This is a genomic window from Streptomyces alkaliterrae (assembly GCF_007097205.2).
GTDB classification, from domain to species: domain Bacteria; phylum Actinomycetota; class Actinomycetes; order Streptomycetales; family Streptomycetaceae; genus Streptomyces; species Streptomyces alkaliterrae.
On record NZ_VJYK02000010.1, the window covers coordinates 22,098 to 41,974 of the forward strand.

19 protein-coding genes are annotated in these 19,877 nt (G+C 67.9%); 7 read left to right on the forward strand and 12 right to left on the reverse strand.

Features of this window, described 5'->3' with window-relative positions; genetic code table 11:
• Positions 1-53 precede the first annotated feature (53 nt).
• The 3 genes from FNX44_RS02110 to FNX44_RS02120 all read left to right on the forward strand — a co-directional run bounded on the left by FNX44_RS02110 (position 54) and on the right by FNX44_RS02120 (position 3,847).
• A complete protein-coding gene (locus FNX44_RS02110) occupies positions 54-2,321 on the forward strand; it encodes an AbiJ-related protein (protein WP_143646174.1) in 2,268 nt (755 codons plus the stop codon).
• A 97-nt stretch (positions 2,322-2,418) separates the two neighbouring features.
• On the forward strand, positions 2,419-3,285 hold the full coding sequence (locus tag FNX44_RS02115; protein WP_143646175.1) for a DUF6192 family protein: 867 nt from the start codon (positions 2,419-2,421) through the stop codon (positions 3,283-3,285).
• 229 nt (positions 3,286-3,514) lie between these two features.
• Entirely contained in the window at positions 3,515-3,847 is a 333-nt protein-coding gene (locus tag FNX44_RS02120) for a hypothetical protein (protein ID WP_143646176.1), read from the forward strand.
• A gap of 1,142 nt (positions 3,848-4,989) precedes the next feature.
• Here the strand turns inward: FNX44_RS02120 and FNX44_RS02125 are convergent.
• The 12 genes from FNX44_RS02125 to FNX44_RS02180 form a co-directional block, all read right to left on the reverse strand.
• Positions 4,990-5,433, reverse strand: coding sequence for a hypothetical protein (locus FNX44_RS02125; protein ID WP_143646177.1), 444 nt, complete (start codon positions 5,431-5,433; stop codon positions 4,990-4,992).
• A 108-nt stretch (positions 5,434-5,541) separates the two neighbouring features.
• Positions 5,542-5,688 carry a hypothetical protein gene (locus tag FNX44_RS02130; protein ID WP_153506733.1) on the reverse strand — a complete coding sequence of 49 codons (147 nt, stop codon included), beginning with the start codon at positions 5,686-5,688 and terminating at the stop codon, positions 5,542-5,544.
• Positions 5,685-6,491: a hypothetical protein gene (locus FNX44_RS02135; protein ID WP_143646178.1), complete on the reverse strand. Its 807-nt coding sequence runs from the start codon at positions 6,489-6,491 to the stop codon at positions 5,685-5,687. The genes FNX44_RS02130 and FNX44_RS02135 overlap by 4 nt, the downstream gene beginning before the upstream one ends.
• A gap of 184 nt (positions 6,492-6,675) precedes the next feature.
• The gene (locus FNX44_RS02140) at positions 6,676-9,246 is read right to left on the reverse strand and encodes a hypothetical protein (protein WP_143646179.1); all 2,571 of its coding nucleotides are present in this window, start codon (positions 9,244-9,246) and stop codon (positions 6,676-6,678) included.
• Positions 9,247-10,138: 892 nt separating this feature from the next.
• Positions 10,139-10,738, reverse strand: coding sequence for a hypothetical protein (locus FNX44_RS02145; protein WP_323369022.1), 600 nt, complete (start codon positions 10,736-10,738; stop codon positions 10,139-10,141).
• Between the two features lie 43 nt (positions 10,739-10,781).
• Positions 10,782-11,417 carry an ATP/GTP-binding protein gene (locus tag FNX44_RS02150; RefSeq protein WP_228449555.1) on the reverse strand — a complete coding sequence of 212 codons (636 nt, stop codon included), beginning with the start codon at positions 11,415-11,417 and terminating at the stop codon, positions 10,782-10,784.
• 215 nt (positions 11,418-11,632) lie between these two features.
• Positions 11,633-12,250, reverse strand: a complete 618-nt coding sequence (locus tag FNX44_RS02155) for a hypothetical protein (RefSeq protein ID WP_143646180.1) — start codon at positions 12,248-12,250, stop codon at positions 11,633-11,635.
• A 203-nt stretch (positions 12,251-12,453) separates the two neighbouring features.
• Positions 12,454-13,818, reverse strand: a complete 1,365-nt coding sequence (locus FNX44_RS29610) for a replicative DNA helicase (protein ID WP_143646181.1) — start codon at positions 13,816-13,818, stop codon at positions 12,454-12,456.
• A 79-nt stretch (positions 13,819-13,897) separates the two neighbouring features.
• Positions 13,898-14,968: a hypothetical protein gene (locus FNX44_RS02165; RefSeq protein WP_143646182.1), complete on the reverse strand. Its 1,071-nt coding sequence runs from the start codon at positions 14,966-14,968 to the stop codon at positions 13,898-13,900.
• A complete protein-coding gene (locus FNX44_RS02170) occupies positions 14,965-15,363 on the reverse strand; it encodes a hypothetical protein (protein ID WP_143646183.1) in 399 nt (132 codons plus the stop codon). Before FNX44_RS02170 ends, FNX44_RS02165 begins: the two co-directional genes overlap by 4 nt.
• A 271-nt stretch (positions 15,364-15,634) precedes the next feature.
• Positions 15,635-16,366 (reverse strand): GntR family transcriptional regulator, encoded by a 732-nt coding sequence (locus FNX44_RS02175; protein ID WP_143646184.1) that lies wholly within the window; start codon positions 16,364-16,366, stop codon positions 15,635-15,637.
• A gap of 527 nt (positions 16,367-16,893) precedes the next feature.
• On the reverse strand, positions 16,894-17,658 hold the full coding sequence (locus FNX44_RS02180) for a GntR family transcriptional regulator (RefSeq protein WP_143646185.1): 765 nt from the start codon (positions 17,656-17,658) through the stop codon (positions 16,894-16,896).
• Positions 17,659-18,073: 415 nt separating this feature from the next.
• Here FNX44_RS02180 and FNX44_RS02185 point away from each other — a divergent pair, with 415 nt between their 5' ends.
• From FNX44_RS02185 to FNX44_RS02200, 4 genes are all read left to right on the forward strand, one after another.
• On the forward strand, positions 18,074-18,559 hold the full coding sequence (locus FNX44_RS02185; protein ID WP_143646186.1) for a hypothetical protein: 486 nt from the start codon (positions 18,074-18,076) through the stop codon (positions 18,557-18,559).
• Positions 18,560-18,671: 112 nt separating this feature from the next.
• Positions 18,672-18,827 (forward strand): hypothetical protein, encoded by a 156-nt coding sequence (locus FNX44_RS02190; protein ID WP_153506735.1) that lies wholly within the window; start codon positions 18,672-18,674, stop codon positions 18,825-18,827.
• Between the two features lie 4 nt (positions 18,828-18,831).
• A complete protein-coding gene (locus FNX44_RS02195; RefSeq protein ID WP_143646187.1) occupies positions 18,832-19,104 on the forward strand; it encodes a WhiB family transcriptional regulator in 273 nt (90 codons plus the stop codon).
• 82 nt (positions 19,105-19,186) lie between these two features.
• Positions 19,187-19,504, forward strand: coding sequence for a hypothetical protein (locus FNX44_RS02200; RefSeq protein WP_143646188.1), 318 nt, complete (start codon positions 19,187-19,189; stop codon positions 19,502-19,504).
• The last annotated feature ends 373 nt before the right edge of the window (positions 19,505-19,877 follow it).

Here is a 19,877-nt window from a genome sequence, read left to right on the forward strand (position 1 = left end):
GGCCGTTGTCCTGACGTGCCCGGTCGCACGCCGAGACATCCTCTGGAGGAACCGTGCAGTTCACCGTCCTACCTACCCGCGCGTGGCCGGCTTCCCCTCGCCCAGGGCAGGCGTTCCTCCTCCGGGACAACTGGGACGACTACCATTTCAAGACCACCTTCGGGCTGCTGTGCGTCGATGCGCGCGGCGAGCCCAAGAGCGTCGGTCAGGTCAAGATCGGCCATTTCGGCATGACCGCGCCGGCCAGCACGCCGCTGCCGGACGACTTCGAGACCCTGGGTGGGGCGTTCTTCTCCCTTGGACAGAACGACGTCTACTACGAACGGCTGGGTGAGCTGGGCCCCGATGTGCAGCGCACCGTGCTGCAGGCCTTGAACGACGTCGCCTTCGACTTGGACCTCTTCTCCCGCGCCCGCGCCGAGAGTGTGATGGACCACTCCCTGCTGCGGTCCGTCGCCCCCGAAACTGTCGTTGGCCGGTTCAGGAGCAGTGAGATACCCGCTGGGCCTTCGGCGGCCATCACCGACGTCACGCGACGGCATCTGTTCGACGCGATCCGTAAGACGGGGGCGAGGTGGGCGGGCAGTCTGGACGAGATCGCTTTTCTGCGCAGGCTGTACGACTTGGACCGGCTGGAGAGCTTCGACCCGCGGTTCGCGACAGCTGAGGGCGATATCGTTCAGCACCGCTACAACAACCCCGGGGACTGGGACGACGACTGGGTCTTCGACGACCCCCGCTTCAACCTCGCCGCCGGCCCCGACGAGGTTCTGCTCCGCTTCCTGGCCGAGATGATCCACCCCGCCGTGCGGACGGACCCCGCCGAGACCGAACGGCTGCTGGCCACGATCAACGCCGCGCTGGCCCCCGACGGCTATGAACTCGCTCCGGCCCGGACCGTCAGCAGCTATCCGGTGTACGGAGCCCGTCGGACACCTCCACCGTCTCCTGCGCCCCGGCCTGTCGCGGCGGCCGCACGGCCCGGCAGCAGCACTGCCTATGAGGCGGTCCGCCGCGACGCCCGCGGTGAGCGCAAGGACTACGCCTGCCCCCGTGAGCCTGTCCCCGATGGCGGCCAGGCGGATGTCTTCAAGGCCGTGCACAAACCCACCGGCACGTTCGTCGCCCTGAAGAAGCTGCACCAGAAGTACCCGTCCGAACGCCAGGTGGCGCGCATGCGGCGGGAGATCGAAGTCGGCCAGCTCCTGGCCGGCCACCCTCACGCCATGCCGATCCTGGACTCCGGCTCCAACCACACCTGGTTCGTGATGCCCTGGGCCGAGGCGACCGCCCAAGACCGCCGGGATCTACTCCAGGAACCTGTCCAGTTGCGCGGCCTGGTGGACGCCCTGGCCTCGGTGCTGTCCGCCGCGCACGAGCACGACTGGCTGCACCGCGACATCAAGCCGTCGAACATTCTGCGACTCGACAACCGCTGGATTCTCGCTGACTGGGGCATCGTGCGCCGGCCGCGCGGCCAGACCACCAAGGCTGGCCGCACCGGCCACTACCTCGGCACCGAGGGCTTCGCCGCACCAGAACTGTTCGAGAAGCCCCATGACGCAACACCGGCAAGCGACATCTACAGCATCGGAAGGGTGATCGCCTGGGCCCTCACCGGCGAGCTGCCGCGGACCAACCTGCCCCTGCTGCCACCCCCCGGCCCATGGCGCGGCATCGTCCGCGCCGCCACTCAGCACGACCCGGAACGCCGGCCGCAGACCATCCGCGACCTCCTCGCGCTGATCGACCGCGAGAACACGGCTCACCACGAAGATCCTCTTCAGGTAGCCCGCCCGCTGCTTGAAGCCGCCAACAACGGCGACCTGGCCGCGGCCCACAGCCTCTTGACGGTGGTCGGTGACCACCCCGAGGACTATGACCTCCACGTCGGAGTGCTCGCCCGTCTGGCGGCCGAGCACGCGGGGCCAGCCCTGAGCCGAGACGTTCCACGAGCGCACGGCCTCCTGCGCGCCCTGGCTGAGCACGTGGACGGAGACGGCACACGGTTGGTGCAGTTCGGCGAGGCGTCGGTGGTCGTGATCTGGCTCCAGGCCATATGCGCCTACGCCGCCAGCCAATCTGACTGGGACCTCTTGGAGGAAGCCGCTCACGCGATGTGCACCTGGGACGGCGCCTGGGACCAGTGGAGCGCCCAGGACAAGGTCGTGCCCTGGCTGGCGTCCTTGGGCGGCGACGCTGCTTCCGTCGTGGCCTCCGTGCTGCGGGACCACGCGGAATCCGCGCAGCACTTCAGCGTCTTGATCGAGGACCGCAACGCGGATCCGCGTATACGACAGGCGATCCGCACAAGCAGGTAGCCGTATGACGCGCCGCCGCTTTAGCAGAGATCTTCCGATAAGAGTAGAATGATATGACATGTGACTAGAAAGCACCGGGCTCCCGTGGGAGGTCCCCATGGCCGCAAGCACAGTCAGTGACGCCCCTGGCACAGAACTATCCGAGATGGTCGCCAAGGGACGACGTCTGGTTCGCTCGGAAGGCTCGGCCCAGTTCCAGCTCGGCGATCTTGGACTTGAGCTGGTCCCTCTCCCTCCCAAAGGCAAACGCCTCCCGATGAAGGCGTACAAGACGCTTGCCGACTTCGCAGAGGACATTGGGCTGGAGAAAGATCGCTTTGAGGAGTACAGGCTCGTCGCTGGAGCATGGCCGAAGAACCGGCGCGATAAGGATGTGTGCTGGACAGTCCATTCGATTCTGTCCCACCACCCGGACCGGTTCACATTGATCCACCATCCGCCGGTCCACCGTCGCACCGGTGAACGACGCTGGACGTGCGACGCCGCGCACAGAGTGCGTGGGTGGAAGACTCAGCACCCGGAGACAACTGCGGAGAAGCTGAGAGCGGTCGAAGAACTCCTTGATGACGAGCAGGCCGCCGACGCGGTAGAGCACCTCATGCGCAAGCCGGAGGTCCGGCAGCGCGTGGCGACGAAGCCGCACGTACGCGAGTCCTTCAACCGGGAACAGACTGAGCAGATCCGGGAAGCCCGCGAAGAGACCAGGAAGCGTCCTGAGGTCCAGCGGCTAGACGAACAGTCCGAGGTGTTGACCGTCCTTGGGCTGTGCTCCGCCTTCGCACACGGCATCGGAAGGACGTTGCCAAGCCTCCACCTGGCTGAGCTCTCGGAAGATGCCAAGGAATCTATCCGAGAAGGACTTGAACGAGTGAGTGCCGCCGTTGAGTGGACGGAACATGTTCTGGAAACGGGCCACGCAGACATGGACGAGGCCCTGGAACGGCTTATCGCAGGAGACACGTGATCGACGCGGACGCGAGTTCTGCCATCGCCTCCCGCGCAGGGCATGGCAGGCAGACGAACAAGAAGCAGGATCTGGGTGAGGTCGTCCAGCTCAGCGCGGCGTAGCAGTACCCCGCCCAGCACGACGGGGCGAGGAGACGAGAGTAGTGACTGCCCACCTGAAACCAGAACGTAGCGCCGGAATGGTGCTGGATGCCCTACGGCGCTCCCGTAACCGAGGGCTGACCCTGGTGGAGCTCATCGACGTGACTGGGCTCACCGAGTCCCAGGTACGGCGGGGTCTGACCGTATTGCGCGAGAGCCTGCCAGGTCTCAAGGACGTCGACGGTGTCTACTCCTACGAGCCAGGAACTCACCGGTACCACATTACGTATGTTCCGGAAGTCGTCGACTCTTACGAGATCATGAGGCTACGAGGCGAAGCCAAACGCAGTTACAGGATGCTCACGGGAACGATCTTGCCTCACGCCAAGCACTCCCGAACAAAGCAACTGAGACTGCTCCGGAGGCACCTGCAACTCATCGTCGACGAAGCCAACGACATCCTCGAGCCAGCTGACTGAAGGCGCCACGGCAAGCCAACAGACGCACGCGCACAGGCGTCGCGTGAGCTTTGGGTACCGCTCAGGTGTGGGGTTCCGGGAATCCCACCCGCTGCTGGCGAACTTGAGGAGGAGCTCGCCGTGGCACGCTACAGTCGGCCGTTGCCGGCCGCTCCTGCTCGTCGAGGCTCCCCTTCTCTTGGCCACTCCCCGCCACTACTGCCGCCTCGGCCTCGTCCCGTACGATGCACGTACGGGTATCCAGTGAGAGCTTGGCCTCCCATCGGATCGTCCCCGGTAGAAGCGCGAGGGGCCCAACGCCGTGGCATCGGCGTCAGGCCCGTCGCTGTGTTGCCGTCAGTGAGCCCGGCCGTCTAGCTGTCGGCCGGGCTCACTGATGAGTCCCTGCCGTACGTCCGGAGTCACTGCTCGTTCGGTTTTCACCTCACGAGCTGCAACAGCTCGATGATCACCGTTAGTACTGGTATCCACGTGAGGACCTGCTGCCTGGGTGGCAGCGGGCGCCGGCAGTGTATGCAGTGGTCGGGCATCATCTACTTCTCCGATCTCTCTATAGGAACCCTGCAGCGCAGGGCCCTCCCTCGAGCCCATCTGGGCACAAGGTCTCCACCGCCCATCGGTGGAGAGTTCACCGGGAGAGTTCGTCGAAGCAGCACAAGCATAAGCGAGTTGACGGACGCTGAAGCAGCCGCAGACACAACCTTCGGGGGGTCGAGCGCCGTCTAACCACTAGATCTGGTGGTTCGCCAAGTAGAGCGGACCCCCGGGGAGGGGCAGGCCCGGGCAGGCTGACCCAGGTTCAGGCAGTTCCGTCTGCGGCGAGCATCTGCCCGGCATGGCCTGATCGGATGGGTAGCGGTTCCGGAACTTCCGCCCTTACGACGTGAGGATGGGAGTTCCGCGTTTCGGAACGGGGTCGCAACAGCAGCGTCGCGCGAGTACACGCGATGTGGGAGATCTTCCGCTCGGCCTGGGTCGTGTTCGGCGCGTGGTGCAGGCCGCACTTGCTCTTCTTCTCGTCACAGACGAGGCTCATGTTGGTCGCTTGACGCTGGGTGGCAGCAGATCGTCTACGCTCCTACGCGGGAGTCCGCAGCCAGCTCCAATGGCTGCGGACTCCGTCTGCGAGTGGTGCCGCGTCCCTACTGTGCGAGGACGCGATCGTGTTGGGGGTTCCAGCCGGTGCAGGTCTCGCGTACGTGTCCGTCGTCATCGCGCACGGTGATGTGCCAGGACGGCCAGCCGGGGCGGGGGCCGCGGTCGATGGCGAGGACCTCGTACGCGCTGCCGGCGTCGCCGTAGCGGCCGCCGACCCGGCGCGGGCCGATCTGGAGGCTGACGAACTCTTCCCAGGTCATCTCGAAGCCCTCCTCACCGTCTCCGATGGCGTCGCTGGCGACGGTGTTGTCGCACTGCTGGCAGTGGCTCAGTGCCTGGGAGTTGACGGTGCCGCAGCTGGCGCACGTCCAGGACGGGCGCTGGCAGTCGTGGCAGGTGTCGTATGCGGGCGGGTTGTCGGCCCCGCATGGACACGGCCAGAGGCGGCCGGCGCGCTCGGCTACAGCGAGGTCGGTTTCGTACGTCACGGTTCTCCTTCGGGTCGGGTTGCTGGCTGTTTCCTGGGAGTAGCTCGACGGTGTCGTGGCGAGCGGTTGGGAGGCTGCGGGCGCGGTGGTGTGGTGCGCCGTTCCGACTCAGCGGAGGAGCTTACGGAGGCCAAGGCAGGGGCGGCAGTCGGCGGCGTGCTCATGCTCGCCGCGCAGGTGCAGCATGAGGGCGATCCCGGTGATGACGACTCCCAGGCAGATCAGGACGAACAGGACGTCGAGTGCGGTCTTCATCGCAGGGTCTCCTGGGGGGCGTGGTGGAGGGTCTGGGCGGCGAGGGCGCTGCGGCGGGTGTGTTCGGCGTCGAGTTCCTCGTGGAGCTGGGCGGCCTCCGTTTCGACATCGATGTGCGGCTTGACCACGGGCGGGTGGCCGGCGGTGAGGATGTGCTGCTCGTAGGCGTCGACGAGCCGGTCGGCGTCTTCTCCCCGGCGGAAGGACGCCAGGTTCATCAGGGTTTCGGCGGTCGTCTTCCACGTGTCGATGGCGCGGTGGGCGTCGTCCACGGCCCGGACGTAGGCCTGGTGGCCGTGCAACCAGCTGCCCTTGCTGTTCGGGTCGGCCAGTGCTTCCCACCGGATGTCGACCAGGTGACGGATGCGGTCGCGTTCGGCTCGGGCGTCTTCCTCCTCGGCGAGGCGGGCCCGCAGCTCGTTGTACTGAGCCACTGCCATGCTCAGCGCCATGAGCCGCCTGGCCTCGGCGTTGAGGCCGGGGGAGGCCAGGTCGTCGCGGGCGCGGAGGATCGCCCTGGCGACGGGGCCGTCGTTGTCCTCCAGGTCGGTGATGCCGTTGAGGCCCTCGACGGTGATGGGTGCGGGCATGTTTCTCTCCTTCGGGCGGTTGCGGGGGTCGATTACGACGCCCCGGGACTTCAGGTCGTCGTAGATGGTCTGGCGACTCTTCGCGCGTGCGGCCTCGGCGATGGCCACCACGCTGGCGCCGGCCTTCCAGGCCGCCGCGACCAGGTCCGCGCGGCGGCCTGGAACGGTCAACTCGCGCAGCGCGGCGAGCGCGTTCTCTCGTTCCGTACTCACACCCTCAAGCTATGTCCAATAAATAGACATGTCTAAGAAATAGACACCACTTGGCTGGAACCTGCGGGCGAATGGCGCGGAAGCGCCCACCCGCTCGCTCGGCGCAGGGCTGGCATCTCGGTCGCCGCGCCAGGACGGCGGCGACCGCGCGCCACAGACGCAGCGGAGCGAGGGCAGTTGAGCTTCATGCGGCAGTGAGCTCCGGCACTCGGCGCTCACGCACCAGGCTCTGTCGCCAGGCACCGCGTGATCGAGCTGGTCGGGACCGCCGCTGCTGCGTGCGGGGACGGCTGTCGGCCGGGGCCTGCTGGAGCCGTGCGGCCGCCGCGCGGTACGCGGCGCGTGCCTGGTGGTAGCCGGCCGACGCCGCCTCCTCGGCAGTGGGCGGCGGGGTGGTGGTGAGGGCGCGGAGGCGGGTGAGTTTCTGTTCGAGGAGGGTGTGCGCGGCGCGCTGGCGGGCGCGGTCGCCGGCGTCTTCTGCGGCGTGCTGTGCGGCGTCGGGGTCGGTGTGGGGGTGGTGTCGGCGGAGGCAGGCCTGCGCGGCGGCGTGGGCTTCGGCGTCGGCTTCGGGGGTGCGGGCGAGGGTGTTGAGGGCGGCGGTGCGGTGGTCGGCGAGGGTGAGTTCGGCGTGGAGGCGGACGGTCAGGTGCACCGTGTCGGGCAGGCCCGCGCGTTCGGCCTCGGCCTGGACGCGGGCGAACTCGTCGCGGAGCTGCCGCGTGGTGGCGTCGGCGAGCGTGGCGCGGCTGGTGGGGTCCTCGAGGTCGGCGTGCGCGGCGACGACCAGCTCGACGGTCTCGGCGAGCAGCTGCTCGGTCGCCTGCTGCTCCCGGCACGGGTCGCACAGGCCGGCCGAGTTCGGGCGGCAGCAGGCCCGGCAGGGCTGCGCCTGCTGCTGCGCGCGCTGTTCCTCGATCGCTTCCCGGCGGCGTGCGGCTTCTGCTGCGGCGTGCCTGCGCTGGGCTTCTGCCTCCTGGTGGGCGGCGGCAGTGTGGGCGCGGAGTCGGGCTTCGACTTCGGCGCGCTGTTCCTCCTCGGTGGCGTCGGGCATCTGAGCGGCGACGTCGTCTCGGATCGCGCGGCGCAGGGCGCGCTTGCCGGTGAGGTGCAGCTGGCAGCTGGGGCAGGGCTGGCCGGTGTCCATCAGGGTGCCGTCGTCGCAGCGGGTCTCGATGCAGGAGCCGCGCTGGGGCAGGCCGCGCTTGAGGAACCAGCCGATCGGCTGGGTGACCGCCTCGGGGCCACCGTCGGCGGCGAGCCGGGCCTCCACCCGCCGGAGCAGGACCTGCTCGGCGAGGTCGGGGCCGATCCTCCCGGAGATCTTCGCCAGCTCCCGGGTCACGGCCTTGAGGATGAGTTTCTGGGCGCCGGCGCGGTCGATCCGGTGCCACAGCGGCCACGCCAACCCGCCCAGCACGCCGGCCGCCTCGGCGGGCAGGCGCCGGATCCGGGCCTTCCGCCACGCGGACACGCCGTTCTCCGGGGAGGTGCGGGGAGAGGGGAGGGTTGTGGGCTGTTCCCCGCGCAGCGGGCCGTCCGGCACCGCCGCAGACGCCGGTTGCTCGCCGGGGGCGGCGGGGGGCTGGTCCTCGCGCGTGTGCGCGCGCTCCCGGCAGCGTTCCCCAGCCACCTCGGCGGCTACGCCGGAAAAGCAGAGATCAACAGAACCTTCTTCAGACCCAGTCTCCCCAGGAGAGTGAGTAGCGTGAAGGGATGCAGATGCCCCCACCTGAAGATCGCGGGGTTTATAGGGGCTGACCTGCGGCGATGCGCACAGACGCCGAATCTGATCCCCCCATGCATTCGGGGTGCCCCGCTGGGGAGCCTTCTCGGTAGCGCGTCGGGCCCGCACCTGGGCGCGGCCGGCCGCCCGCGCCGTCTTCTGCCGGGACTTCCGCGCCTCAGCGACCGCGGTGTGCGCAGCCGCCACCGCCGGAATCACCAACCGCTCCCGGCCCCGCGCGTCGTAGCCGACGACGACCAGACCCGCGGCCTCCAGACGCTCGGCCACCTGCGCGCCGACCGCGCTGTCCCGGCCCAGCAGCCGCCCCACCGTCGCCGCCACCCGACCCCGCGCATCCACCGCGCCGCCACACAACCGCACCGACCCATCCGGCCGCGCATCCAGCACCAACAACAGCAGGGCGAGCCGGAGTGTGGCCGCGCCGTGCCCGGTCTCCCACGCCAACAACCCCGGAGGCGTCCCCGAGCCGTCCTTGTCCTGCCACCCCGGCGCGAACAAGGCCTCGCACAGCCGCAGCAGCGTCGCGAGCTCCCGCTGTCGCCACGCCCACAGCGGATCACCCGGGCCGCCCTGGGAACGGGCCCGACGCCACGCTTCCACCCACCAGCGAACCGTCTTCGTCGGACCCAGCTCCCGCCCCGGAGCCGGCCTCCCGACCACGTCCACGCTGGCCACCACACCCTGCTGCAACCGCGGCCGCACACAGTGACAGACCGTCGTCCGCTGCACCCCGATCCACCGCGCCAGCTCCCCGGTCGTCATCACCGCCTCCCCCGTGGCCGCGTTCGTCTTCGCGGCCGCCACCACCGCCGCGGCACGCACCGAGTCCGCCGCACCCCGCAACTCCGGACACGCGAGCAGCGCGTGCACCCCCGACCGCAGCACCCCACGCATCCACTCCGACAACACCAACGGATGCAGCCCAACCGCCTCGAGCGCCTCGTCGGATACCGACGACGCGAGCGCCAGCCCCGCAGCGGGAGCGGCCGCATCGCCGTGCAGTGCCGCCATCACGCCGCCACCCCCAGGTGACGCCGCCGCACAACCCAGAAGATCAACGAGATGGTCATGCCCAAGAAAGGCCGCCGCGAGGCCCAGATGTGACCGGCCGAGCGCGCGAACCACGTGAGATACACCACGCCGCACCCCACGACAGGGTGCATCCAGGCATGGCAGGGCTGACAGAAGCCAGCACCGTGATGCATGATGAGGACCGTCCTCTTCGTCCAAGAGGGCACAACAAAGCCCCCTGGTGGGTTTTGGTTCCTTCTCAGAACCTGAAAGATCGAGCTGTTCGAGCCGGGTGGCACCGGGGCGAACAACTCCTCCGGAGAGGCTGTGGCAGGCCGAGTCCGGAGAGCAGGTGGGGTACTGGACTGTGGTGAGTAGTGGCACCGCAGAGCACAGGCCCCGGGCGGCAGAAGCCGCCCCTACTTCTATGTCATCCCGACCCCCTCAACAGAGGTGTGGATCGGGGCATGCCCAAACGGGAACGCCCCGCCGTGGTGCCAGCGGACAACGAACCGCTGACCCCACGGCGGGGCGTTATGCGTCAGGCGACGGGTACGGGTACCCTGAATCACGCCGACACCTCCAGGAGCGAAAAGGGGTGTTCGGACGACCGCGAGACCCCCATCACAAGGTCCGTTGGTCACACGGCCCCGGGCGCTGACCAAGTCGGCGCAGCGGGGCCGATTCCATGTATGGATCAAGCTGCTCGACACCCTACTCCCCCAGCACGCCTCGTGTGGAGCCCGGGCGGATGCGTGTCGAACGGCGGCAGGCAAGGTGTCTGACGGTTCACAAAGTTGAGTGATTGTCACAACCCTCCCCCTTCGAGCAGCTTCGAACGGAACACTGGCTGAGAATTGGACCCCGCCGCCGCTACGGCACCGACCCGATCTCAGCATGAGTCGCTCCCCGTCGTATCGATGTCGATCACCAACCACCGCCCGTCCCACCGTTCTGCTTTCGCGGTGGCGACGTAGCGCAGAGGCTGGGCGGTCGGGAGCGGGATGACCTTCTTCGCCTTCGTGTCGTACGTCGTGTAGTCCGACAGGTCGACGCAGTCCTCGAGCCTCGCCTTAGGCGTCTTGGCGGACAGATCGAGCTCGACCACCTTGGCCTCGTGTCGAATCTCGCCGCGTACGACCGTCCCGGCTTGCTGCATCCGACGCAGGTCCAGCTCGATCTTGGACAGCGCGTCGAGGGTGGCGTACTTCTCCAGCGTCGTCCCGTTCTTGGAAGCCTGCCGGTAGGCCTTCGCCTGCTCGGTCGTCATGCCGTCGTACGCAGCCAGTACGGCTGCCTTCTCTGCCGCGTGAGGATCAGCCGAAGCAGACGGTGATGCCGTCGTCGGTGATGGTCGTGCAGCCGCGGATGACGTCCCGTCACTCTCTCCCGCAGCACCGCCGTCACATGCCGTGAGCGCCAAAGCCACGCACAGCACCAGCGGTCCCCACAGACCAGAGCTCGGCGTGCGCTTCAGTTCAGTGTTCTCCACTCAGCCTTCCCCTCCTCACGGTCTACGAGAACGGACACGATGGTTACCGGTTGACGGCTTGGCCTTCGCCGACGGTGGCTGTGGTTTGGGAGGAGCGGGTGGTGGTGAGGGTGCCGGATTCGCCGCCGCCGGCCCATTCGATGTCCCATGTCGCGGTGGCGGTGATTGTGTACTTCCCGTCGGCCTGGCTGCCGGAGGTGGCCTTGTAGAGGTGGCCGCAGGTCGGGGAGTCCTGCCGGCCGTACGACGCCTGGTACGGAGTGCCCGGCCCGGTGCAGGTGACCCGACTGCCGTCACCCATGTCCCACACGATCTTGGAGACGCGGGCGGTGGCGGTGACCGTCACTCCGCCAGCGGAAGCGGTCGCGGTGTTCGGCCCGTAGGTGGTCGCCGAAGGGGTGGTCCACATCCACATCGGCATTCCCACCACGTACTTGCCGTCCGGCTTCGGGCTGGCGATCTGCGGGCCGCGCAACGCCATCCGGTCCACCGCCCGCTGCGCCAGCACGACAGGAGCGACCGTCGGTACCGGATCGCCATCGGCGACGAACACGAACCCGTCGAAGTCGGCGCCCGCGCCTTCGCCCACGCACGCCCGGAAGTACACCGACCCCTTCTTCGGGTCGGCCCCTGGCTCGTCCCAGATCGGGTGCTCAGGCGGCACGTCAGTCTTGATCATGTTGCACTCGACCTTGCTTCTCGACGTCGAGCTCCCCCCGCCGGCGGGCTGCGCCCCGGGCGTACCTCCTTCGACTCCTACCTCAAGGCAGAAGAACTTTCCGTCCATGCACTCTTGGGCATCCACCTTGGGTGGCGCAGCGGCAGCTGGTGACAGGTTGGCGAGCGCTATGCCGGCGGCGGCGAGCCACGTGCTGGCGACGGCCAGCGGCCGGGTCAGCACTTGCGTGCCTTGTTGTCGACCTTCGTGACGACCCATCGGTCATTCCCCCATTCCTCAACGGTGACAACGCTGACGAATCGCATCAGTCTTTCCTTGGGAAGGATGACTGGCTCGCGTGTGGTCTTGTCGACGAGCCGCCAGCCGGAGATGTCGACGCAGTCGGTGATCGTCGCGACCGCACGGTAGTGCTTCTCTCGCTCTACCGAAGTGACTTCTGGCTGGAGATCCGGCTTACCCGTCGTAACCCGCCCCAGTTTCCGCATCGACTTGAGGTCATACTCGATCTCGGCGAGGGCCCGCAACGCGTGCGTCTCCTCTGCGGCCGTCCCCTTCGATGAGCCCTTGCTGTAGGCATCGACACGGGCAGCCCATGCAGCTCGATAGCCCTTCAGCGCAGCAGTTTCATCGGCGCTCAAGGTCTCAGTCTCACTCGGCTCTGGGTCCGGAGAAGGCGGTGTCGAGACCGTAGGGGTCTCGCTACCGGCCTTCTCGGAGCTGGCGTCGTTGTTGCTTCCACAGGCGCTCAGCGCGGTGATCGTGCTGAGCGCCATGAGCATCGCAAGCGGACGTGTACGGCGGATGTTGTGGCGACGAGCGGCGCTGTGCGCCATGAGTCCCCTCCCTGACTGCGACCGAGGCCTGTAGTGGAAAAGCTACGCTAGGCGACTTCCGAGGGTGCACCCGGAGGCGCTGAGTGGTTTGACGAACGCTGTGGCAGGCGGTTGTGGCTCTGAGATGCGTGCTCGACGTCGGTTCCGTCGTCTGACATCTACCGTCAGATCCGACACAGGGCTGAGAGTCCAAACAGACCGGGTCAGACGGTAGCCATGTCCACGAAACGGCTGTAGTGCAACTGACCGGCAACTGTGATCGTCGCGAGCGGCCCGAACCTGTTTTTCTCGATTCCGAGGTCGACTTCGCCGGCACGCGGTGACTCCGGTTCCTCCATGTCGGGCCGCTCCACCTTGATCACGACCGAAGCGTCGTTCTTGATCGCCCGTGATTCGCGCATGTACCCGTCGTCGTTGAGCTGGGACAGGGCGATGACGTGGCAGTCCAGCTCGACCGCGAGGTTCTTCAAGCCGCGGGAGACGGAAGCGACGGCCTGCTCCCGGGTCATCGTGAGTCGCTGCTCGACCTCGACGAGCTGGAGGTAGTCGACCACCAGAAGCTGGAGTCCGTCCGCGCGGGCGCAGGCTCGGGCCGACGCCGCGATGTCAGCCAAGGACGCGCCCTCGGGCCGGTAGACCCGCAACGGCAGCGTCCGGAAGAGCTCCTGCCCGAGCCGGTGCACGGTCTCCCAGCCCTCCGGGCTGAGGCCGCCCTGGTGGGTGAGGTGGTGAAGCGCGATCTTCCCCTCGGCGGCGACGATCTTCTGCATCAGCTCGGTGCTGCTCATCTCCAGGCTGGAGAACATCACCCGCGCCCCGGTCTTGGCAGCGGCCACGGCCGCGTTCAGCGCCAGCGTGGACTTACCCACACCGGACTGCGCCGCGATCACGGTGACGTTGCCCGGATGCATGCCCGAGGTGACCGCGTCCACGTCGGTGAAGCCGTAGGTGAGGCCCATCCTTCGGCCTTCCTGGATGGCCTCCAGCTCCTCGACGAACGGCAGGTACAGGTCCTTCACCGTGGGCGGAGCCTCGTGCAGGCCTGGGGTGCCCGCGATGATCTCGGTGAGCTGCTGCTCGACGAGTTCGCGTACTTCGCCCTCGTCGCCTTCCTCGCTGTACGCGTACTGCAAGATCCGCTGCGCGGACTCGATCACCCCGCGCCGGTACGCCTTCGCCCGCACGATCTGGGCGTAGTGGGGCCCGTTCGCCGGCGTGGGAACGGACTGGGCGCAGGTGAGCAGGTAGCCGGTGCCGCCTACCCGGGCGAGTTCCCCTCGTCGGGTCAGCTCGTCGGCGACGGTGACGGCGTCGACCGGCTCGCCGGCTTTGTGCAGGGCGCAGATGGCGCGGTGGATGGTGCCGTGCGCGGGTCGGTAGTAGTCCTCGGCGACCAGGCCCGTCTCCAGGGTCTCGGTGAAGTACCGCTGGCTGGCTGTGCTCGGGCCGCCGGACAGGAGCAGCGCACCGAGTACAGCTTGCTCGGCCTCGAGGTTCTGCGGCGGAGTGCGGGTGAACGCGCCGTCGTCAGGGGCGTGCTGGGACGGGATGGTAGCGATGGTGGACACTTGGGGCTCTCCTGTTCGGTCGAGCGTTCAGGGGATGGCGGGCCGCTCCCGGGGCATGGGGGCGGCCCGCACCTGGTTCTCAGTCAGGTACGGCCAGGGCGCAGGGGACACAGCCTCGGCGGTAGCGGTCGGGGTGTTTCGGGCACCGCTCGCGGCCGCCGGCGCCCGGTGACGCAGCACCATCAGCGCCTGCTCTCGCGCTGGTGGTCCGCGTGACCTTGGTGTAGAGCCGAAGGTCTTCCACCCAGCCGTACAGGCACTTTGTCCACGACTTCGCACCGCTGACGTTCTTGAAGATCTCCGCCTCCAGCTGGACCCGCTGGGCGTCGTCCATCTCCGTCAGCTGCGGCCAGCCCTGGTCACGCATCGCCCGCAGGAGCCGGGGCGCGCACTTGCGGGCGGTAGCCGCACCCGCCTGCCAGCGCTCCATGTGCTGAAGGAACCGCGCGGCAGCGGCCAGCTCCTTGGAGGAGAACTCCGCCGCCGCCTCCTCCTCCTTCTGTGGCGAGAGGGCTGGGGGCGCGCTGGTGGGACTGGAGGAAGGAGGAGGAGGAGGATCCTCCTCCTCCGGGGGGTGTGGGGGGTGCGGTCCGAAGTGCGGGTTTCCCGCACTTCGGCTCTGACCTGCGGAAACGCGGGTTTCCGAACTGCGGGAAACCCGCACTTCGGGTCCGGTTGGCGGGAAACCCGCAGTTCGGCTCTGACCTGCGGAAATGCGGGTTTCCCGCGCTTCGAACGTGTTCGGATCGCGGATTTCCCGCATTTCGGCTCCCACCGGCATCGACTCGGTGATGCCCAGGTCGACGTAGTGCTGGTTGTTGGCCGGGTTTCGGTAGACGCGAGTCACCCATGTCGGGCGCTGCGCGACCGGGTCGTAGACGGGGACGCGGGCGAGGTGGCCGGCCTTGGTCAGGCGACCGGAGATCGCCTTATACCGGTCCTTGCCCATCTTCCAGCCCTGAGCCTGCAGGTCCTTGCGGATGGCCTCCATGGTCGAGGGGAGCCGCGGGTCGCGGAGTAGGAGCTCCGCGAGGACGCCGATGTCCTCGGGCTGCAACCCCTCACTGCGGACCAACTCACGCCGCAGGACTACTTCTTCGGGGGGCTCCCAGCCTCGCTCCAGGTAGCTGTTGTCGAACTCGTCTGTCACAGGTCCCCACCGTCCGGCACAGTCGCGATCAGGCCGTTGCTGGTGAGGAAGCGGACGGCCTCATCGACCTGGGTGAGGGCCACCGGGGTCACACCGTCGATGTCATACATGCCCATAGCGGTGAGGTCAGCCCAGATGGCCCGCGCAGTGAGCGGCCGTCCATCCCTTTCACGGAGCCGCCAGTGCATGAGCACGACCAGGCGCAGCGGCTCGGGAGAGCACGCTTCGAACTCTGCACGGGTGAGCCTGATGCCGTCCTCGGCATCGTCATCAGGCTCGTCCGCCCGCACGATGAGGGCGTTCTCAAAGTCGAAGTCGTCCGACTCGTTGTCGAGACGGGCTTCGGCGGCGGAGGGAGGCGCGGCATTGGAAAGCGAAGAGTTCGGGTGGTGCATGGGTCGTCCTTCCTGTGACCCGAATGCGCTGTCGCCGCTCTCCTGGCTGTCAGGGTTGGCTAGCCCTAGGGCTGCCGACCCCTTACGATCGAACTGAGACGACCCCGCGCATGCGGGTCTGTGAAGCCCGGCCCCCCGGAATCTTGGCGGATGAAGGGGGTCGGGCTCTTTCCTTGTCTGGTTTAGTAGAACCCTAGCTGCTAGTCATCAGCCGATGACGGGGCGTTGTGGTTCACGCACCCACGTGCTGCAGCCGGGGGCCTCAGCGGTGTCACGCCTTGGAGCGGAGGGGCGTCGACCAGCGGAGGATGGCTGATCCTCCGACGACTTTTACTGCCACCTCCACTACACGCCCGTCCGTCAGCGACACGGTGCGGACGACCTGGGTCACTACTACGTCTCCAGCTGTCAGGCCAAGGGCTGTCTTCTCCTGTTCAGTCGCGAGGCGAGAGGTCACCTCTTCCAGTACCTCTTCCTGTGGCACTCCTAGCCGCTCTGCCGCTAGCTCTCGTGACCCGCCAGTAGAAACTGGTTCGGTCAGCTCGGGTGTCACGGCGATTACGTAGGCGGGGTAGTAGGAACTGCTGAGGTGTAGTGGTACACCACCCCGACTCACGATGCGCCGACGAACGTGCACCGGCGTGCCGGGGGATACGTCAAGGCGCGGTGCCACCAGTTCGTCGGCGCCCACTGTGCCGACTTCCACGATGTGGGAAGTCTCATCGCCGCCGAGGGCGCGGCCGGTGGTCTCATGCATCTGAACTCGTGCGGCGATGTTGCTGCTAACCGGTCCGGCGACGACAGTCCCTACTCCGGCCTTGGCGAGTGTCAGACCCTCCAGCTTGAGTTTCTTGTAAGCCCGGTTGGCCGTCGTCTGCGCCACGCCGAACTGGGCACAGACCTCCCGCAGTGACGGCAACGTGTCGCCGGGCGACAGCTCTCCGGTCTGAATCTTCTTACGGTAGTGCGCCGCGATGTCCGCATAGCCGGTGGTCTCGGGCATAGCCCTCCCTTCTAGTGGTGCGCTGCTGCATCTTCAGGTGTGGCGGTACACCACGAGGCTATCTCACGCGGTTTTCCATCGCTACCACTAGCGCGCACGACGTGTAGTGGTCTACCTTGTAGTCGCATCGCCCACTCACGGCAATGGCGATGCCGCTCTGTGTCATGCCTGTTACGCAAGCACTGCCCTGAGCCCGCGCGGCTCACCTGCACAGGATCTGCTGAGCGCCTGGTGACAACCCCGGGCCGGCCCACGAAGAGCGGCCGGACGAACCCGGGAGGTGACAGGAAGCAGCAGTACATACGGCAGCCGACTGTCCCATTCGGGGTGACGAGTACGACGCGGTCCCTCGACGACAGCCAGGCAAGCCATCCATCGCAGCCGTTGCGCTGCCCGCCCCTCACAGGCCCCCTGCACCACGCGGCGGTCTGCGGCGGACGGAGAACGCAACAGCAAGGGAGCGGGACATGCGAGAGAAGCAGGCTTCTCCAAGGTTGGCCGAGGCGAAACTGCGTCCGAGGGGCGGCTTATGGCGTTCTGTCAGCGGTGAGTGGCAGGTCGTCGTATGCGAGCTGGATGCGGTCGGCTGCGGCGGTGGCGCGCAGGAGCTCGAGTACGCGACCGTCGGGGCCCTTGGTGAGGCGCTGGACGGCGAGAACGGGGACTTTGCCGCCGATCTTGAGTTGAGCTGCCTCGCTGGCCGTCGGCATGCGCGAGTCGACCTGTTCGCTGGCGGTGGTTGGGGGGTAGCCGGCGGCGGTGAGCGCGCTGTAAATGCCGCCGACGATCTTTCCGTCTGCGGTGAGGCCGGCTTCGTCTGCGAGGTGGGCCGGGTACCAGGCCTGCTGCACCTGAACGACATCATCGGTGCCGATGGTGGCGTGCCGGCGCCGGTAGAGCAGTTGCGTGTCGGCGGGAACGCCCAGCAGGGTGGCGACGTCGAGCGGTCCGTGCTCTCGCGCGACACGCACCACCTTCATCTGTCCGTCGAGTCCTTGCTCGGCACAGGCTGTTTCCCACGGCCCCTTGGGGTTGCCGGGCTGGAGAGCGCGGTGGTACCTGGCCAGGGAGATGCGCACGCGGGTTCTGCTGCGGACGATCGTTCCACCCTTGCCCATGGTGACGACCAGCCCCTCGTCGGCGAGTACGCCGATGGCGTCTCGCACGGTCTGCCGGGACAGTCCGTACTCATCGATGAGATCGACGATCCGCGGCAGCGTCTCGCCAGGGCGGAACTCGCCCCCGTTGATTCGCTGTCGCAGCTCGTCTGCCAGGTCTCGGTAGCCGCGCACCTCAACCTCCCTTCGAAAGGTTCTGCGTTAAAGGCTATCTCCTATTGACAAGGTTTGGGGATAGCCCCATCCTACTTAAGGGCTAGCCCCTACGTACGGTGTCGAAGCCGCTACGCAAGCACTGCCCTGGGCCTGTACGGCTCGCCTGCACAGGATCTGCTGAGCGCCTGGTGACGACCCCGGGCCGGCCCGCGAAGAGCGGCCGGACGAATCCGGGAGGTGACAGGAAGCAGCAGTACATACGGCCACTGGCTGTCCCGTTCGGGGTGACGAGTACGACGCGGTCCCTCGACGACAGCCAGGTAAGCCACCCACCGCAGCCGTTGCGCTGCCCGCCCCTCACAGACCTCCCCCGCACCACACGACGGTCTGCGGCGGACGGAGAACGCAACAGCCAGCAAGGGAGACAACGAACATGCGCCACAACCGCCGCGCACCCATCCTCGCCAGCCAGATGCGCCCCGAGCACCTCAGCCTCCGCGAAAACGAGCCCCGCCTGGTGGTCTGCCCCGACTGCCACACCTGGCGCAGCCTCAAGCGGTCGATGATCAAACCCCACCGCGACGGACTCCCCGTCGAGACGACCCAACCCCGCTACCCCGGTGACAAACCGGCCGGCGGCCGCCGCTGCCCCGGCAGCGCTCAACGCATCATCATCGACCTCACCGTCGAGGACTGGACCGAGCGCCTCCTCACCGCCGAATTCACCACCGCAAGCCGCCGCACCGCCCAACTCGCCGCCGCCCCCGCCACACCGATCTACGGCCAGCTGCGCACCGCGCTCCGTGACCACCACGCCTCGTGTGCTCCGTGTAGGAGCGGCGCCGCGTGCGAAGCCGGCCGCGGGCTGGCCGCCCGCATGACCGGACTGGCCCACGACCACCTGGCCCGCACCGCCTGACAGACAGATCCCACCAGCCACGACGGCGTCGGCCCCACCATCCGGGGCCGGCGCCGTCGCCATCTCACCCAGCAACCACAGGCTCACATGCGACCAACTCCGTGGAGCGCTCATGGACTTCATTCGCTACCGCGTCGAGGACGCGGACGGCACCTTCCTCGACGAGTTCAGCACCAACGCACCGGACTTCGCGGAGGAGCGCATCGACCGCCTCCGCCAGTACCACCCGAACCTGACGGTCACCGAGACCGACGACGGAGAGGACTGAAGCGATGACCACCACCCGCGACTGGCGTACCCGCGCCGTGTGCCGCGAGGACGACCCCGAGCTGTTCTTCCCCATCGGCGACAAGGGCTTCGCGCTGCTCCAGGCCGAGGAGGCCAAGAGCGTCTGCCGCCGCTGCCCCGTCCAGGACGAGTGCCTCGACTCGGCCCTCGCCACCAACGCGGAAGGCGTGTGGGGCGGCACCACCGAGGCCGAGCGCCGCGCGATCAAACGAGCCGCCGCCCGAAACCCCCGCCCGCGCACCGCGAAGACGGCCTGACACCACCTCAACACCTACAAAAAGAGGCGGCTCCCGGACTGGACCTCCGAGAGCCGCCACGATCACCCCGAAAGAGGCGACCTTGCAGACCCTCATCATCGCACGCGAACCCGAACCCCGACACGACCGACCGCAGGACCTCCCCTCCCCGTTGCCGCCGCTCCCCCAGCGGAACCCCGGCCGCACCCTCCAGAACCTCGTCCGCGCAGGCCTGTACGAGGACATGGAACGCGACGACGACCAGCGCGGCTACGAAGACGAGCCCGAGGCCTTCTACCGCCTCATCAAACACCTCGTCGCCGACGGCGACCAGCGCGCGGCCGCCGCCGGCCGCCGCGCACCGCGCACCCGCGCCGAGCGCGAAGAGCGTCTCCTCGCCGCGTGCGGAGGTGCCCGATGACCCCTCGGGAAGAGGCCGCTCGCCAGGCGGCCGCGGAGGCAGCCGAAGCCGCTCGCCGCGCTGAAGAGCAGCGCCGCCAGGCCGAAGAAGACCTCGCCAGGCATGGCCGCGCTCTCTCCGGCGTCCTGGGGAGGTAGGCGATGCCCTACTACTCCTGCTGCGGCAAGCAGATGGACCAGGACGGCCCCCAGTACTTCTGCAGAACATGCGGCGCGTGGTTTGAGCCGGGCGTCGCTCCCGCACAGGGCGCCGCCGTGACGACTGCGCTGACCTGCCGTCGACGAACCCACCGGCCAGCCGTGTCGTAGCTGGCCCGCCCTCACCACCGTGGGGCCGCACGCCGGCCCCACGGCTGAACCCCTCCCTTCCGGAG